Source organism: Streptomyces sp. NPDC051963 (assembly GCF_044593495.1).
Lineage (GTDB): Bacteria > Actinomycetota > Actinomycetes > Streptomycetales > Streptomycetaceae > Streptomyces.
Map to the genome: position 1 here is coordinate 313,928 of NZ_JBIUCC010000006.1, position 15,130 is coordinate 329,057.

The following is a 15,130-nucleotide window of genomic DNA, read 5'->3' on the forward strand; positions in this document are numbered from 1 at the left end:
TCGGTAGAGGCTCATGCGCCTCAAACACGAGGGTCTCGGGTCCTTTCCAGCGCAGGTTGCGCGAGCTACGACTTCCAAGCTGACGATGGGTCAACTGGCTTCGCGTTCGGCCCACTTGGCTCGTCACGGAAGGCCGTCCACGTGACGCACGTTCGGGGTCCCGTCGTGCGTGCGCTCGCGGTCAAGGCTCCGTACGGTGACCGGATGGACAGTTCTGTCGTCTTCAACGTCGTGACCGCGGTCATCGCTGTCGTCGCAGTGGTGACCTCAATCGTGTTCAGCGCGCGGCAGGCCCGCATCGCGCACCATTCCAACCACATATCGGTGATGGTCGATCTGCTCGCGGAGTTCCGCTCCGTCGAGTTTCACGAGCAGCACGACTACGTGTGCATGCGCCTGGGCGTCGAACACGATCCGGAGGGCGGGGTGCGCGGGTTGCCGGATGAGGCCAAGGCGGCCTTCTACAGCGTCGTGTACTACTACCAGTCCTTCGCCAATCTCGCCGTCTTCGGGCTGCTCGACGAAACCCTGCTGGTCACGGTCCTTCGGACCCGGATCGTTTCGGTCTGGCAGGCTGTCCGGCCGTTCGTGGAGCGGGAGCGGGAATTGCGGGGCGAGGGCAGCGGCGGAACGTACCTGTCGATCTTCGAGGAACTGGCCAGACATGCGGCAGCGCTGCCGCCTGAGAACGTCCGGCAACGGATGAGCGAAGCCCAGCGCCGCCTGACACGCTTAGGGCTGACGCGCTGAATCGGACGGTCACAGCTGGGGTGCTGCCGGATGCAGACATCTTCGAAGACGGCGGTCAGTTCTCGGGTTTGATCTTCGAGGACAGGAAGAACAGTCCTGCCGTCGCCGCGATGAGACCTCCGGCCAGTTCTTCGTAGCCCTGGAAGTAGGCGATGAGGATGGCGATGGCGGACGCTGTTCCGACCAGGTCGATGACCCGCCCGATGAACCGCCGGAGTCTGCTCGGCGGTGGAGGGTGGTGAGGGTTCGGCGGGTTTCCCCAGTAGGGAAAGGGGCCCCGCCTGGGTTTCCAGCCCTCCTCCAGGAGTCGCAGGAACTCCGGGTGGTGGCGGGCATAGCCCAGGCGGTGGGGTGCCAGGCGCCGCCACGGCAGCCGACCACTCCTGATGGCGAGCCAGGAGAGTCCCGGCAGACAGGCAACGGCCGCCCAGATCGCTGCGACCGTCCGTTCAGGGGCCGAAGTCGGCAGAATGCCGAGGAGATGGTCCAGCTGGCCGCTGGCGGCGTAAGCGATCAGCGAGGATATGGAGAGCAACACCGCGGTCTGTTCGATCTGATGTCCCGTATGACAGCGGGCGCAGCGTGGTACATGCACGACTTCGCGGCGCCACGTGGTGCGCAGGACAACGATCCATGGCGTCATGGTCGTTTCGGCGCCTTGGTGCAGCCCCATGACGCGGTCGTGCCACGACGCCGGTGTGGCATTCTCGCAAAACCAGCACTCCCGCACCACGAGTTCGCTCTCCCCCTACGACCAGTCCCGTTGGTTCCGTCCAGCGGGTTGGGCTTGCCGCGCCGCGCCCTTCCGCCCGTCGTGGCTGCTATGGGCTGTTGCGTGGTTCTCGGCGGCATCCTAAAGGTTGTCCCCCGGTCTCGGCGGGTGGCAGTGGTCCGGCCGGCGACCACGGACCGGGCCACCGCCGCCGCGACACCGTGATGCCTTCGCTGTGCAGGTAGCACGTCGACGCCGCGCCTTGGGAGCCAGGGCGCTCAACACCGGTACCTGCCCGATCAGTCGAGCCCGCAGTGCTTCACGCCCGTGTACGTCCTTGATGGTGGCCGGCACCGGTCCGCGAGGTTGCTCAGGCCTCGGGGGTCAGGGCGTTGATCGTCTCGACCTCTTCGGCGGTCAGGTGGATCGCCGCGGCGGCGAGGTTCTCCTGGAGGTGGACGGGGTTGGTAGTGCCGGGGATCGGCAGGGTCGCCGGTGAGTGGTGCAGATGCCAGGCCAGGGCGGTCTGCTGGACCGTGGCGTTGTAACGGCGTGCTATGGGCTCCAGGACCTTGCTGATGCGATCCCCCTGCCCGGTCTCGTTCAGAGTGACCGGATGCCAAGGCGAGAACACCGCGTTGTTGTCCTCTGCGGCTTTCAGTAGACCCGCCCCGGTGCGCACGGCGATGTTGTAGTGCGCCGTCACGGCGGCAATGTCGACGATGGCGCGGGCGGCCTGGAACTGTTCGACTGTGACGTTGGACAGGCCGATGTTGCCGATCACGCCCTGGTCGCGCAGTTCGGCGAGCGTGGCGACCTGCTCCTCGAAGGGGGCGTCAGTGGCCCGGCCGCTGTGCAGGTAGTAGAGGTCGATCTGCTCCACGCCCAGGCGTCGCGCGCTCAGGTGGGCGCTCTGCCGCAGGTAGTTGCGGTTGCCCACCGCATCCAACGTCGAGTAGTCGAAGCCCCCGCGCACGAAGCCGCCCTTGGTCGCGATCACCAGGTGGTCCGGGTAGGGGTAAAGCGCATCGCGGACCAGGGCCTCGTTGGTGTGCGGGCCGTACACGTCGGCGGTGTCGATGAAGCTGACGCCGGAGTCCACCGCCTGCCGCAGCAGGGCGATGCCGCCCTCGCGGTCCGGGTACTCGCCCCAGACCTGCTTGCCGGTCAACTGCATCGCGCCGTAGCCGATGCGGTTCACCGAATGGCTCCCACCGATGCTGACCTTGGCGTTCGCCACGCCGGAGGTGATTTCACTCATGATTGTTTCCAACCTTTCGTTTCTGAGGTGCCTTGGGAGGGTCAGCGGGCGGTGTAGCCGCCGTCGACGGGAAGCGCGATGCCGGTGACGTAGCTGGATCGCTCCGAGCACAGCCACACGACGGCGTCGGCGATCTCCTCCGGTTCCGCTATCCGGCCGAGCGGGTGAGCGGCGACCAGTTCGGCGTGCAGCTCGGGATTGTCGTCGACCATGCCGGCGACGAGCGGGGTGTTGACCAAGCCGGGGCACACGGCGTTGACGCGGATGCCTACGCCGGCGTAGTCGAGCGCGGCACTCTTGGTCAGGCCGATCTCGGCGTGCTTGGAAGCGGAGTAGCCCGCGTACCCGCCGACGCCGACCAGCCCGGCGCCCGAGGATATGTTCACGATGACGCCGCTGGAGTACGGCACCATGCAGGCCAGTTCGTGCTTCAGGGAGAAGAACATCCCGCGTACGTTGGTCGCGAGCATCAGGTCGAGAGTCTCAACGGGGTAGTCGGCCATCGCGGAGGCACTGTTGCCGCCATCGACGCCGGCGCTGTTGACGGCTAGGTGAAGCCGTCCCTCGGGTGACGCGGCGGCCTTCACCACCTGTTCCACGGCGTCCTCGTCGTGGACGTCGGCCACGACGTACCGGGCGGTTCCACCTGCGTCGGTGATGAGCTTGACGGTCCCCTCCAGGGTCGCGGCGGTGCGGCCGGCCACTGTGACGGTGCAGCCCTGCGCGGCCAGCGCCACGGCCGCGGCACGGCCGATTCCACTGCCGCCTCCCGTGACGAGTGCGTACGCCCCGTCGAACTGCCTGTCGGTCTTCGCTGCCATGGTGCTGGTCCTCACGTGAGTGGTCGAATCGGTGCCCGTCACTCGCAGGCACTGCTTCAGCAGACGCCGTTCTGCCTGGTCGGACCGCCTGTCCTGTTTGCGGTCCGCCGAGAATCGGCTGCTTCCTTTTGAGTGAAACACCGCAGGTGGCGGGGGTGGGAGACCCATCCGGTCCGGGGGTCCGACAGACCCCCTTTGGTGCAGCCGCGAGGACACGTCGCCGCTCTACGGTCGGTGGCATCGCCGAGGAACCCAACACCGAACTGCGGGACTTCCTGCGCTCACGCCGCGCCAGGGTCACCCCCGCGAAGGCGGGACTGCGGTCCGGTCCAGGTATCCGCCGCGTGCCGGGCCTGCGACGCGAGGAGGTCGCCCTACTGGCGGGTGTCAGTGTGGACTACTACGTGCGCCTGGAACGCGGCCGCCACCTGCACGTGTCCACCTCCGTGCTCGGCCTGCCGGAACGGCCCCAGCGCCCGCGAGCCGCGCGGCGTGCCGATCAGGCGGCGGTACGCGGCCGGCAGACGGGCGAGGTAGTCCGCGACCTGGCGGGGACATCGTGCGTGGCAACATGGGTGACCGACATGAAGCCTCGTGGTTATGGACGTGATCTTGTGGTGAGACCCGTCCTGTCAGGGGCTTCACGGCAGTTCTGACTCAGGTGCACCACGACGGGGGGCCAACAGTGCAGCAACTCCGTTCCGCAGTCGTGCTCGTCACCGGAATCATGGCGTCAGGGAAGTCCACCGTCGCCCAATTGCTGGCCGAGCGGCTCCCCCGCTCCGTGCACCTGCGCGGCGACGGCTTCCGGCGGATGATCGTGTCCGGTCGCGAGGAGTTCACGCCCCACCCGACCGCCGAGGCAACGGCGCAACTACGACTGCGCTACGAGGCATCCGCGACGGTCGCAGACCTGTACGCGCAAGCGGGATGGACCGTCATCGTCCAAGACGTCGTTCTCGGAGAGCATCTGGACGCCTACCTTGACTCCGTGACGGCGAGGCCCCTGTATCTGATCGTCCTTGCTCCCCGCCCCGAAGCAGTCGCAGCGCGTGAGGCCGGTCGCCACAAGAAGGGCTACGGCGGCCCTTGGACGGTGGACATCCTGGACGACGCGCTGCGCCGGGACACGCCGCCTCGCGGACTCTGGCTGGACACGTCGAACCAGACACCCCACCAAACCGTTGATCAGATCCTCGCTGACCTCGTCACGGCTCGCATCGTCGACCGAGAGAGCACATCAGAAGGTCGCTGAGAAAACCTCACTGAGCACGTTTCGCTGATCCGGGGTTTTCGTGCTTGTGGGCGTTGAAGCGCGCCTTCTTCTGACGATTGCCGCACGTGTTCATTTCGCACCATCTGCGGGTGCGGCTTTGGCTGGTGTCGAAGAAGGCTGCTTGGCAGGTTGGCGATGCGCACAAGGCCAACTTTCCGTCTCGTTCGCCTGCGATGACGCTGATCGCGTCGGCGGCGACAACGCCCAGGGCATCCTCCACGGAGGAAGCCGAGCCAAGTCGCCATTGCCGATTGCCATCGGGCGTCAGGATGGCCGCGGCCCGACCCTGAGTGCTGAAGTCATTGATGGCCCGGACAGCAGACTCAGGGAGAGGGTCTCGGCGCGCGGCCGCTGTCGCGGCGGCGTGAATTGATTCCCTCAGCTCCCAAGCGCGTTCGAGCTGGGCGGTGGTGCAGGACTCCACTGCGAGGCCGCTCACCGACAGCCAGTCGACGAGTCGCTGCGGAGTGGGGATGCGCTCCACAGCGTTGCCACGACGCTCCGACAGGGTCCCCGTGAAGCTGGTCGCCAGCACCTTGCCGAGACGGAAGTCAGGGAACCGATCGCTCATGGAACCACCTTAGCCGGTTGCACGCCGACATCGGGACCTGTTAGAACCGTCTTAGCCGGTTCCGACGGGTCCCGAGTCGGTTCCCCCGATGGCCAGGAGGTCTCATGTCCACGCACTGGTGCGTCACCGACGCTGCAGCCGCCATTGACCGTGGTGTCGCCAGCACGTCAGCTCACCCTGGCAGGGGCATCTCATGAACCCTCGAACCGGCGACGTGCAAGCATTCGAATCCCACGCAACCGATACCGACCTCGACGACCTGCGCGCACGGCTGGCCGCAGCACGGCTGCCGGAGGCTGAGACGGTCCATCGCGCCGCGCCCGACCCGCGCCGATGGGATCAGGGCGTTCCCCTCGCCGACCTCGTCGATGTCGTGAACTACTGGCGCACCGGGTACAACTGGCGGTCGTTCGAAAGCCGCCTCAACCAGATCGGCCAGTTCCGCACGACCATTGACGATCTGGGAATCCACTTCCTGCACCGTCGATCCACCCGCACAGACGCCACCCCGCTGATCTTGACGCACGGCTGGCCAGGCAGCGTTGCCGAGTTCACCCATGTAATAGACGAACTGGCAGATCCGAAAAGCGCAGACGCGCCGGCGTTCCACGTCGTGGCCCCGTCGCTGCCAGGTTTCGGTTACAGCGACAAGCCGGCCACCACCGGGTGGGGAATCGAAAAGATCGCGGCCGCCTGGGTGGAACTGATGGGACGGCTCGGCTATAGCAAGTTCGTGGCCCACGGCGGCGACTGGGGAGGTGTGATCACCACGATCCTCGGCGGCAGGTTCCCGGAGCAGGTTCTCGGTATCCACACAACGACCGCGCAAGCGCCCCCCGGGATGACAATGGACGGGCTGACGGCGGCCGAGCGCCAATGGGCCGAGGAAACCCGCGACTTCTGGGGCGGCCCCCGCGCGGCGTACGCGAAGCAGCAGTCGACCCGACCGCAGACCGTCGGCTACTCCCTCGTCGACTCACCAGTCGGGCTCCTCGCCTGGATCCTTGACAAGTTCGCCGAGTGGACAGATACCCAAGACAGCCCGTTCGAGACGATTCCCCGAGACAGGGTTCTTGACGACGTCACCCTGTATTGGCTGACGCGGACGGGTGCATCGTCGGCCCGTATCTACTACGAAAGCCACAACTCCCTCGACCCCGAACTTCGGGTCGACGTCCCGTCAGCAATCAGTATGTATCCCCGCGACATCGAGAAGTGTCCGCGTGCCTGGGCACAGGAGCGGTACCGGCAGATCGTCCGATGGCGCTCGCCGGAAACCGGGGGGCATTTCCCTTCCCTGGAGGTCCCCGAGTATTTCGTCAAGGATCTGCAAGAGGGCCTCGCGGCCGTGCTTGCCGCCAGCGGTAGTTCGTCATGACGTGTACCCGGAGGTGCCGCCACGTGTCGACCCTGCCCGTCGCACCGCCGCCGCTGTCCATCAACTGCTTGGTATGGTGCGCAGGTTGCATTTGAACCGCTTGGACAGCCACGGCGGCGCTCAAGGGAGAGGATCCAGGCGAGGATGCAGGCGTCAGAGGTCTCGCGTGCGGTAGCCGCGGCCATGTCGATCGCCTCATCACTTGACCTGGCAGTCGACGACGCGATCGTTCTTCATGACTCGAACAAGCTCACTCTGCGTCTACTGCCTTGTGATGTCCTGGCCCGGGTGGCACCTGTAGCGAATCAGGTCGCACAGTTCGAAGTCGACCTTGCTCAGCGGCTCGCCGAATCCGGGTGCCCTGTGGCTGCTCTCGAGCCTCGAGTGGAGCCGCGCGTCCATGAGCGTGATGGCTTCGTGGTCACGCTGTGGACCTACTACGAACCTGTAGCGCTTCAGGAGGTCGCACCGGCCGACTTCGCCAATGCGCTCGAGCGGCTGCATGTCGGTATGCGCAAGCTCGATGTCCCGACGCCGCACTTCACGGATCGAGTCGAGCAGGCTCAACAACTCGTGGCGAACCGGGACCTCACTCCGGCGCTCGCCGACGCGGACCGGGAGTTGCTCGGCGACACGCTACGAAGCCTGAGACGAGCGATCGGCGAGCGCGGCGGTGCCGAGCAACTGCTGCACGGCGAGCCGCATCCCGGCAATGTGCTCTCCACGAAAAACGGGCTGCTGTTCATAGACCTCGAGACATGTTGCCGCGGGCCCGTCGAATTCGACCTCGCCCATGCGCCCGAAGAAGTCAGCGAGCACTATCCGGGTGTCAATCAAGACTTGCTGCGCGAGTGCCGGATCCTCGTGCTGGCGATGATCACGGCATGGCGCTGGGACCGAGGCGACCAACTCCCCAACGGGCGCCGGCTGGCCACAGAGTGGCTCAGCCAGATCCGAGCAGCACTCCATGGCAACGACCTGGATGCCCATGGCTGATCTGGCTCACTCCCGCCCGATTATCTCGGCGCACACGGCCACACCAGCTCAGTGGCGGGCGGACGGTTCGGGCCGTGATGCGTCGGCATCATCACGTTGATGAGCGCCTCTTCCTCTGCTCAGGCACTGGGCGCCCGCGGCTGTCCCCTGTCTGGTTTGGATGTTTCTTCGGACAACCGTGGATGACAGGCTGTTCGACGTGTCCGAAACCCACCGACGGGGCGCAGCAGTCGAAGCCGGATGGAACAATCCGCGGCCAGGGTCCACTCGCCACAGCCGCCAGTGCGGCCGCCGAACCTCTCCGCCGGCGCCGCAAAGGGCCGAAAGGGAGTAGCAGCATGATTGAGTGGGTGTCCCTCAGCAACGGGGCACGTCCGGTACCCGAGCCCGTCGCCACCCCGAAGGTATGGGCTACGGCGTTCGGTGGCGCGCTGCTGATGGTGGCACTCCACAACGCCCTCGTAGGCCCGGGCCGACCCGGACTCGCCCTGGCCGCGCTGTCCTTGCTGTCGATCCTGCTGGGACTGTGCGCACGCTTCACCGCAGCCCCGGGGACGGCCGTGTTGTGCTGGCTGTTCCTTAATGGCTTCGCCATCCCGCCCGCCGGCACCGTCAGCTGGGCCGGGCACCGCGACACCTTCTGGCTGACCTGCCTGTTGACCGCGGCCCTCACCGGCACAGCGGCCGCCCGCCTCGTCAACGCCCGCGCCGCCTACCGCCGCGTGAGCACAGACGCCCGCCCTGCCACGACGGAACCAGGCCAGAGCCCGCAGGACCACTGACCCGCACGGGGCTGCTCCAAGGGGCAAGGCGTGTGCCGACGAGCCACGGAGCGACTACGCGTCGCCTCCGGCGTACCGCCAGTCGGGGCGGCGGGTGGCAGAAGGCGTCCAGCTCGATCGCCTCGGTAGGTCGTATGACGGAACATCCGAGTGCTCGTCGCCGAGCACAGCCGTCTGCACCTGCCGCCGACAAGCTCAACTCCGGGCCAGGTTCCGCTCCATGACGTCGATGTAGTTGAAGATGAAGTGGTCCCTGATGCCGTCGCTGCCCGGGGCGAGGAGGTCGGCCGACAGACCCTTGGCTCGGTCGGTCAGCCCGCTCAGCAGAGGCATGGATTCGCGCAGCTTGCCGGTGGAGTCGATGTAACGCAGGAGTTGGGTGTGGGTGTAGGCGGGCTCGGGTGGCAGGTGGGGCACGATGTCGTTGTTGTTCACGAAGCGGTGGGTGCGCTTGGCGAATGCCTTGTCGCAGGCGGCGGCAAGCACCCGGTCGCACACACGGGGCTGGCCGAAGGTGATGATGCCGTCGGCCAGCAGATTCGGCTCCTCGAAGTGCAGCCGTGCGCCGGCGAGCATGGCGAGGGCGCCCCCGAGGCTGTGCCCGGCGATCCAGACCGTCTGGCCGTTGGTCCGCGTCGCCTCCAGCCCTTTCTTGACTTCGGGAAAGACGGAGTTCAGGGCTTCGCCGAAGCCGTAGTGGACGAACCCCTTGTTTCCCGGTCCTGGCCACGGGGGCGTGGTGATGTCGGAGAGCCAGTCCTTGATGTTCGTCGGCTCGGTCCCCCGAAAGGCGATGACGATCATGTGGTCGCTCGCCATGGTGTACGCCTGCGTGTCCTGGAGGGGGAAGGGCGGCGTAAATGCCGTGTGGTGGTGATGGACCCGATCGAAGCCCCACTGCTCGGCCTGGGCCTCGATGGCGGCCTCATCCTTGTAGGCGAGCTCTGAGGCCCGGCACATCCAGTAGGCGTGCTGAAGGTTGTAGGTCTTCGTCTGGTGATCGATTGCGGGGATGGGCATCGCACTCTCCCGGTGCAGGCGAGACAGGGGCAAGGCCAAGAGATGAGGCCTTGATCGTCATAGCCGCAAACGGCTCGCCTGAGATGCAATCGGAGCAAAGATCACCCGCGTGTGTCACCACCTATGCAATATCTGCTGGAGCGGGCCGCTGGGAGACAGCCGTGGTCTCCTCCCCTGGTGGGAAGTCGGGTTTCGACCGTGGGCGGATGACTGGGAGATCACCACGCTGGAAGCTTCCGGTATGACTTCTCCACGAACATCCGTTGGGGACCCGACGGCCATCAGGGTCGAAGGGCTGACCAAGCGTTATGGCCGTAGAACAGCTGTCGAAGACCTGTCGTTCACGGTCGAGACCGGAAGGGTGACGGGGTTCTTCGGCCCGAATGGGGCAGGGAAGACCACTGCGCTCAAGGCGGTCGTCGGACTGGCGCGGCCGACAGCGGGCCGGGCGTTCGTACGGGGCACGCCGGTCCCGGAGATCAGGCTCGACGCCCGGCTGCTCGGCGTGCACATCGAGTCGTGCGGGGCCCATCCCGGCCGTACCGGTCGGGCGCACCTGCGGTCGCTGGCCGCTCTGGCCGGACTGCCCCGCCGCCGGGTCGGTGAGGTCCTGGAGCTCGTCGGCTTGGAGGAGGCGGCCCGCAGCAGGGTCGGGAAGTATTCGATGGGAATGCGGCAGCGGCTCGGGCTCGCCGCAGCGCTGCTGGGCGATCCGGAGATCCTGGTGCTGGACGAACCGGTGAACGGCCTGGACCCACAGGGCATCCGCTGGTTGCGCACGCTGCTGCGGGATCGGGCCGCGAAGGGTGGCACTATCCTGCTGTCCAGCCACATGCTCAGTGAGGCGGCCCAGACCGTCGACGACGTGATCATGATCGACCGGGGCCGGCTGGTCCACGAAGGCACGATCGGAGACCTCGAACAGTCCGGGGCGAAGGCGGTCTTCGTACGCACCGCCGAGGCCGAGCGCCTGTCGGCGCTGGTGGTTGCGGCCGGTGGCCGCACAAGGCGCGATGACGCAGGCGGGATGCTGATCGAAGGGCTCGACGTCACGGAGGTCGCACGACTGGCCCACCGCGACGGCATCCTGCTGGAGGAGATCGTCCAGCGGACTGCGTCGCTGGAAGATGCGTTCCTCGGCCTCACGGGAGGGGCGGACCGTTGAACCATCTACTGCGAGGCGAACTGATCAAGACCATCACCACCCGGACCGTGCTGGGCTTCGCGGTGGGCGGGGTCGCGTTCGCCGTCCTCAACGTCCTGGCGGTCGCAGTGTGGTCGGGCACGCTGGACGAGGTACCCGAGAAGGAGGAGGCCCTGTCTGCGCTGCCGATCCTGCTTCTGCTCTGGGGATTGGTCGGCACAGCCGGGGAGTATCGGCACCGAACCGCCGCACCGGCGGCTCTGGTGGGCCGCCGTCATCGTGGGCTCGTGCTGTCGGCGAGAATTACCGCTTACGCACTGATGGCGCTCCTGCTCGGTACGCTGACGACCGTGGTATCGGTCGGGCTTGCACTGCCGCTGCTCAGTGACCAGCCTGGTCCCGATCTCACCTCGGGAGATGTCGGTGCCGTCGTGGCGGGCAACCTCGTCGCATTCGTCCTGTCCGCGATCCTGGGTGCCGCCCTCGGTGCCTTGATCCGTAGCCCGGTCCTGGGGGTGGTGGTCCTGCTGATCGTGAACTTCGCCGTGGTCCCGCTGCTGTCCGGGGTCTCGGAGTCGATGGTCAACCTCACGCCGTTGGGCGCGGCCGGCGTGCTGAGCCGGATGACCCACAACACGACCCTGTCGGTCGTCGAGGCCGGATGGGTACTGGCCGCATGGACGGCCGCGGTCGCGCTCGTCGCGGTTGTCGTCGAGCGCCGGCGCGATCTGGCGTGAACCGGTTCCTGCGGCGTGCAAGGGCGTTGTGCGACCCGCTGGTCCCGCACCGCTCGGCGCTGTTCGACCTCGCGCTGGCCATGACCGCGACCGCGGTAGAAGTCGGGGTGCTCTTCGACAGCAACACCGGGGTCGGCGTGCTCCCGGTGGTGGTGACGGTGCTGACCGGCGCCACTCTGCTCGGCCGCCGCCGCGCACCCTTGGCGGTGCTCGCCGCGGCCTGTGCGGGTGCCGCCGTGCTCGTCTGGCTGGGCTACGCGCCGGGCGGAGGGCCCGCCGTGGTCACCCTCGCCTCGCTCGCCGACCTGCGTGACCGCAGGGTCTCGGTGGCGGCGCTCGTCCCAACGATGCTGTACCTGCAGCTGGCGAGCATCTGCTCGCCGCCCGTCTCGATCGGCGGGTGGGCCCTCGGCTCGTACCTGCAGACCCGACGGCGCTACACCCAGGCGCTGGAGGACCGCGCGGCCACCCTGGAACGCGAGCGTGACCAGCTCGACCAGATCGCGGCACAGCGGGAACGCACCTCCATCGCCCGCGAACTCCACGACATCGTCGCCCACTCGGTCACCGTCACCCTGATCGGCGTGCGCGGCGCCCGCGACGTCCTGCCGACCGATCCCCAGGTCTCGGCTGAGACCCTGGAACGGGTCGAGGCCAGCGCGGAACAGAGCCTGGCCGAGCTCCGCCGGATCCTCGGCCTGCTGCGCACACTGGACAGCGGCGCGCAGTGGCGACCGCAGCCCTCGCTCGACCAACTCGCCGAGCTGGTCTCCGGCTATCGGGCCGCCGGTATGCCCGTGCGGCTCGAGGTCACCGGCGAAGCCCGGCCGCTGGCCGACGGCCTCGAACTGTCGGCCTACCGAATCGTCGAGGAGGCGCTGACCAACGTGCTCAAGCACACCGATCCCACCCAGGTCACGGTGACGCTCGACTACGGCCCGACGCGGTTGGACCTCACGGTCGAAGACGACGGCGGCGGTGACCCGGTCTCGTCGGCCGGCGGGCACGGCATACTCGGGATGCGGGAGCGTGCGGCGGTGGCAGGCGGCAGCCTGGACGCCCGCCGGATCGCCGGCGGCTTCCTCGTGACCGCCTGGCTCCCGGTCGGGGACGTGGTATGACCATCCGCGTTCTTATCGTCGACGACCAGGAGCTGATCCGCACCGGCTTCCGGCTGTTCCTGCAGACCCAGCACGACATCGAGGTCGTCGGCGAAGCCGCCGACGGCCACGAGGCACTGACCCAGGCCGCTGCCCTTGGCCCCGACGTGATCCTGATGGACATCCGGATGCCGCGCATGGACGGCGTCGAGGCCACCTCCCGGCTGACCGCCGCCGGAACCGCGCCCCGGGTACTGATCCTGACGACCTATGACCTGGACGAGTACGTCTTCGGCGCACTGCGGGCGGGCGCGTCGGGTTTCCTGCTCAAGGACGCCTCACGCGACCGCCTGCTGGAGGCGATCCGCGTCGTGCACGACGGTGAGGCGCTGCTGTCGCCGTCGATCACCCGCAGGATGATCGAGGACTACGCCGCCCGCGCAGAACCGCTCCGGCCCCCTGCCGAGCTGGTGACCGGTCTCACGCCCCGGGAACGGGAGACCCTCCTCCTGGTGGCCAGGGGCCTGTCGAACCCTGAGATCGCCGCGCGCTTGGTCGTGACCGAGGCAACAGTGAAGAGCCACGTCGGCAGCATGTTCGCCAAGCTCCATCTACGTGACCGCGCCCAAGCTGTGGTATTCGCCTACGAGAACGGCCTCGTCCTCCCAGGCAGCTCAGGCTGAGCCCGGAACTGTTCCGGCAGACGCCTGCGCGTCCGATGCTGTAGACGGCCATGGTGTGGATGCGCTCGCGGAAGTCCATGGAGCCCATGACCTCCCGCATCTTCGCCTCTCCGCGGGCCAGGCGCCGGGCGGCGGTGGTGACGGCGAACTCGTGCTCGGCGGGCGCGAAGCGGGGCACCGCGTCGACCTCCCGCACCAGAGTCGCCGGGTTTCGCAGCGCCCAGTGTCGTTGAGGACCCGCGGGTGTCGTTGTACATCGTGATGAGCACGCCTCGGGCGTACTCCAGCTGGTACGCCTCTAAAGCGTGTTGCTCGACGACTCCGGCGCGGTCGCGTGCGGCGTAGGCGCGCCTCAGGTCGAGCGCCCGCCACGCGGCCTCGTTCATCCGGGGGTCGGTGAGGTCGGCGAAGTCCTCCATCGTGTCTCCGTGCTCGATCGGTCGGCGGCGTCCGCCGGGGTGCGGGGGCGGGGCACCGTGAGCCCCAGGTCGAGGCACTTGTCCATGTCCAGGCGGAACGTGCCGTACGGGTTGACGTTCGACCAGAACAGCGCGGTCAGGCCGCGCCGGTCCTCATCGCTCAGCTTCTTCGCCCAGGCCGGTTCAGCCGGGACCTGCTGCACCAGCAGGGTGTTGACGTGCACGAGCGCGGACTGAAGCAGGTGCCGGGCGAGCATGGAGGTCTCGGCGTGTTCCTTGTCCGGGCCGGTCAGGGCGCCGTCCTTGCCGTAGTGCAGCACGGTGTTCGCGCTGTTCCAGTTCTCCACGACCTGGAGCCCGCCGTGGATCTCCCGACGCAGGCCGGGGCTGGCCAGGTAGTCGCAGGCGAAGATCGTGCGCACGCCCTACCGAGTTCTTCGAGTGCCTGGTAGGTGGGGTGCTTGGGGCCGCCGCGGGTGAAGCGCCGCAGCACCTGCTCGGCCTCCGCCGTTCCGAGCCGGAGCGCGGTCGCGTACTTCACCATCTGGTCGTACTGCTGCTCGATGAGCTCCCAGCGGATCGGCCGCGTCAGCGAGGCACCGAGCGCGGGCCAGCCGGGCGGGGTGTCGTCCGGGCGGTACAGGCGGATGCTGCCGATGTTCTTCAGCCTCGGCAGCAGGCGGAAGTTGAGCAGTTCGGTGAAGGCGAACCCGACCACCGAGGCGCCGTGGGTGTCGACGTAGTTCGACTCGACCTCGGCGTCGGTGCAGTGCCGCAGCAGGCCCTCGATCATCGCGGCGACCTCGGACGACGAGCAGCTTTTGAGCTGGGAGTAGATGCAGACGTTCTTCCGCTCGACGCGCCAGTAGATCATCACGCCGTTGCCGCCTTAGCGGGCGTGGTACTCGGTCATGAAGTTGGAGGACCAGGACCCGAACTTCTTCGAGTCCGACGCGCACGCGGTGCCGCGGCCCCACCATGCGGTGTCGCGGGCGGCGAAGGTGGCGTTCACCAACCTGGTGACGGCGGCCCGGAGGTTGTCGACGGTGATGAAGTGCCGGCGCACGTGCCGCAGCGCTGCCTCGCTCTCGCCGTGTTTCGCCGGTCGCCACGATCGCCCGGATGCCCATGTTCGTGCCCAGTGCGAAGAGGGCCAGCAGCAGCCGGCGCTGGAGGACGTCACGCTCGACGCGCTCGTAGGCGGCCACTGAGGAGAACTCCTCTGTGAAGCCGGTGAGGAAGTCGGCGTTCTTCAGAACGTCCAGGAGGTCCAGGACGCCCCAGCGGCGTGCGACCTCCTCTTTGAGGGCCGCCAGGCCGGTGGGCTCGGCGAGCGGTTCCAGCTTGGGCACGGTGATCCAGGGCTCGCCCTTGCGGGTGGTGAGCTTCACCCCGCCCGCGCTGCCGTCCGTGAGCGCGTCGGACAGTTGGTCCAGACCCGCGGTCATGCGCCACTTCAGGTCCGCGATGAACGCCCTCG

14 protein-coding genes and 2 pseudogenes are annotated in these 15,130 nt (G+C 67.6%); 9 read left to right on the forward strand and 7 right to left on the reverse strand.

Going from position 1 to position 15,130, the window contains the following annotated elements; genetic code table 11:
- Positions 1–204 precede the first annotated feature (204 nt).
- Positions 205–750 carry a hypothetical protein gene (locus ACIHFB_RS25965; RefSeq protein ID WP_365281939.1) on the forward strand — a complete coding sequence of 182 codons (546 nt, stop codon included), beginning with the start codon at positions 205–207 and terminating at the stop codon, positions 748–750.
- A gap of 55 nt (positions 751–805) precedes the next feature.
- On the opposite strand, the gene ACIHFB_RS25970 is transcribed toward ACIHFB_RS25965, so the two are convergent.
- The 3 genes from ACIHFB_RS25970 to ACIHFB_RS25980 form a co-directional block, all read right to left on the reverse strand.
- Complete coding sequence (locus ACIHFB_RS25970; protein ID WP_400128059.1) at positions 806–1,285, reverse strand: hypothetical protein; 480 nt, start codon at positions 1,283–1,285, stop codon at positions 806–808.
- A gap of 547 nt (positions 1,286–1,832) precedes the next feature.
- The gene (locus tag ACIHFB_RS25975) at positions 1,833–2,723 is read right to left on the reverse strand and encodes an aldo/keto reductase (RefSeq protein WP_365281941.1); all 891 of its coding nucleotides are present in this window, start codon (positions 2,721–2,723) and stop codon (positions 1,833–1,835) included.
- Positions 2,724–2,764: 41 nt separating this feature from the next.
- Entirely contained in the window at positions 2,765–3,544 is a 780-nt protein-coding gene (locus tag ACIHFB_RS25980) for an SDR family NAD(P)-dependent oxidoreductase (RefSeq protein WP_400128060.1), read from the reverse strand.
- Positions 3,545–4,229: 685 nt separating this feature from the next.
- On the opposite strand from ACIHFB_RS25980, the gene ACIHFB_RS25985 reads away from it, so the two are divergent.
- On the forward strand, positions 4,230–4,799 hold the full coding sequence (locus tag ACIHFB_RS25985) for an AAA family ATPase (protein WP_400128061.1): 570 nt from the start codon (positions 4,230–4,232) through the stop codon (positions 4,797–4,799).
- 7 nt (positions 4,800–4,806) lie between these two features.
- Here ACIHFB_RS25985 and ACIHFB_RS25990 read toward each other — a convergent pair whose 3' ends face one another.
- Positions 4,807–5,391, reverse strand: a complete 585-nt coding sequence (locus ACIHFB_RS25990; RefSeq protein WP_400128062.1) for a CGNR zinc finger domain-containing protein — start codon at positions 5,389–5,391, stop codon at positions 4,807–4,809.
- Positions 5,392–5,584: 193 nt separating this feature from the next.
- Here ACIHFB_RS25990 and ACIHFB_RS25995 point away from each other — a divergent pair, with 193 nt between their 5' ends.
- From ACIHFB_RS25995 to ACIHFB_RS26005, 3 genes are all read left to right on the forward strand, one after another.
- Positions 5,585–6,769 (forward strand): epoxide hydrolase family protein, encoded by a 1,185-nt coding sequence (locus ACIHFB_RS25995; RefSeq protein ID WP_400128063.1) that lies wholly within the window; start codon positions 5,585–5,587, stop codon positions 6,767–6,769.
- Positions 6,770–6,913: 144 nt separating this feature from the next.
- Positions 6,914–7,765 carry a phosphotransferase enzyme family protein gene (locus ACIHFB_RS26000; protein WP_400128064.1) on the forward strand — a complete coding sequence of 284 codons (852 nt, stop codon included), beginning with the start codon at positions 6,914–6,916 and terminating at the stop codon, positions 7,763–7,765.
- A 338-nt stretch (positions 7,766–8,103) separates the two neighbouring features.
- The gene (locus ACIHFB_RS26005; RefSeq protein WP_365281946.1) at positions 8,104–8,547 is read left to right on the forward strand and encodes a hypothetical protein; all 444 of its coding nucleotides are present in this window, start codon (positions 8,104–8,106) and stop codon (positions 8,545–8,547) included.
- 195 nt (positions 8,548–8,742) lie between these two features.
- Here the strand turns inward: ACIHFB_RS26005 and ACIHFB_RS26010 are convergent, their stop codons facing one another.
- A complete protein-coding gene (locus ACIHFB_RS26010) occupies positions 8,743–9,567 on the reverse strand; it encodes a lipase family protein (RefSeq protein WP_365281947.1) in 825 nt (274 codons plus the stop codon).
- A gap of 241 nt (positions 9,568–9,808) precedes the next feature.
- On the opposite strand from ACIHFB_RS26010, the gene ACIHFB_RS26015 reads away from it, so the two are divergent.
- The 4 genes from ACIHFB_RS26015 to ACIHFB_RS26030 are packed head-to-tail and all read left to right on the forward strand — an operon-like array spanning position 9,809 to position 13,231.
- Positions 9,809–10,732 carry an ABC transporter ATP-binding protein gene (locus ACIHFB_RS26015; RefSeq protein WP_400128065.1) on the forward strand — a complete coding sequence of 308 codons (924 nt, stop codon included), beginning with the start codon at positions 9,809–9,811 and terminating at the stop codon, positions 10,730–10,732.
- Between the two features lie 47 nt (positions 10,733–10,779).
- Complete coding sequence (locus ACIHFB_RS26020; protein WP_365281949.1) at positions 10,780–11,448, forward strand: ABC transporter permease; 669 nt, start codon at positions 10,780–10,782, stop codon at positions 11,446–11,448.
- A complete protein-coding gene (locus tag ACIHFB_RS26025; protein ID WP_400128066.1) occupies positions 11,445–12,569 on the forward strand; it encodes a sensor histidine kinase in 1,125 nt (374 codons plus the stop codon). Before ACIHFB_RS26020 ends, ACIHFB_RS26025 begins: the two co-directional genes overlap by 4 nt.
- Positions 12,566–13,231, forward strand: coding sequence for a response regulator transcription factor (locus ACIHFB_RS26030; RefSeq protein WP_365281951.1), 666 nt, complete (start codon positions 12,566–12,568; stop codon positions 13,229–13,231). Before ACIHFB_RS26025 ends, ACIHFB_RS26030 begins: the two co-directional genes overlap by 4 nt.
- Positions 13,232–13,613: 382 nt before the next feature.
- Here the strand turns inward: ACIHFB_RS26030 and ACIHFB_RS26035 are convergent.
- Positions 13,614–14,833 (reverse strand): annotated as a pseudogene (locus ACIHFB_RS26035) (transposase).
- Positions 14,817–15,098 (reverse strand): annotated as a pseudogene (locus ACIHFB_RS26040) (hypothetical protein); the annotation flags it as partial. The pseudogenes ACIHFB_RS26040 and ACIHFB_RS26035, both read right to left, overlap by 17 nt.
- Positions 15,099–15,130: the final 32 nt, after the last annotated feature.

Excerpts from the sequence above, each read along its gene's own strand:
- ACIHFB_RS25965 (WP_365281939.1), top strand. The coding sequence starts at position 205 with ATGGACAGTTCTGTCGTCTTCAACGTCGTGACCGCGGTCATCGCTGTC.
- ACIHFB_RS25975 (WP_365281941.1), bottom strand. The coding sequence starts at position 2,723 with ATGAGTGAAATCACCTCCGGCGTGGCGAACGCCAAGGTCAGCATCGGT.
- ACIHFB_RS25980 (WP_400128060.1), bottom strand. The coding sequence starts at position 3,544 with ATGGCAGCGAAGACCGACAGGCAGTTCGACGGGGCGTACGCACTCGTC.
- ACIHFB_RS25990 (WP_400128062.1), bottom strand. The coding sequence starts at position 5,391 with ATGAGCGATCGGTTCCCTGACTTCCGTCTCGGCAAGGTGCTGGCGACC.
- ACIHFB_RS25995 (WP_400128063.1), top strand. The coding sequence starts at position 5,585 with ATGAACCCTCGAACCGGCGACGTGCAAGCATTCGAATCCCACGCAACC.
- ACIHFB_RS26000 (WP_400128064.1), top strand. The coding sequence starts at position 6,914 with ATGCAGGCGTCAGAGGTCTCGCGTGCGGTAGCCGCGGCCATGTCGATC.
- ACIHFB_RS26005 (WP_365281946.1), top strand. The coding sequence starts at position 8,104 with ATGATTGAGTGGGTGTCCCTCAGCAACGGGGCACGTCCGGTACCCGAG.
- ACIHFB_RS26010 (WP_365281947.1), bottom strand. The coding sequence starts at position 9,567 with ATGCCCATCCCCGCAATCGATCACCAGACGAAGACCTACAACCTTCAG.
- ACIHFB_RS26015 (WP_400128065.1), top strand. The coding sequence starts at position 9,809 with ATGACTTCTCCACGAACATCCGTTGGGGACCCGACGGCCATCAGGGTC.
- ACIHFB_RS26030 (WP_365281951.1), top strand. The coding sequence starts at position 12,566 with ATGACCATCCGCGTTCTTATCGTCGACGACCAGGAGCTGATCCGCACC.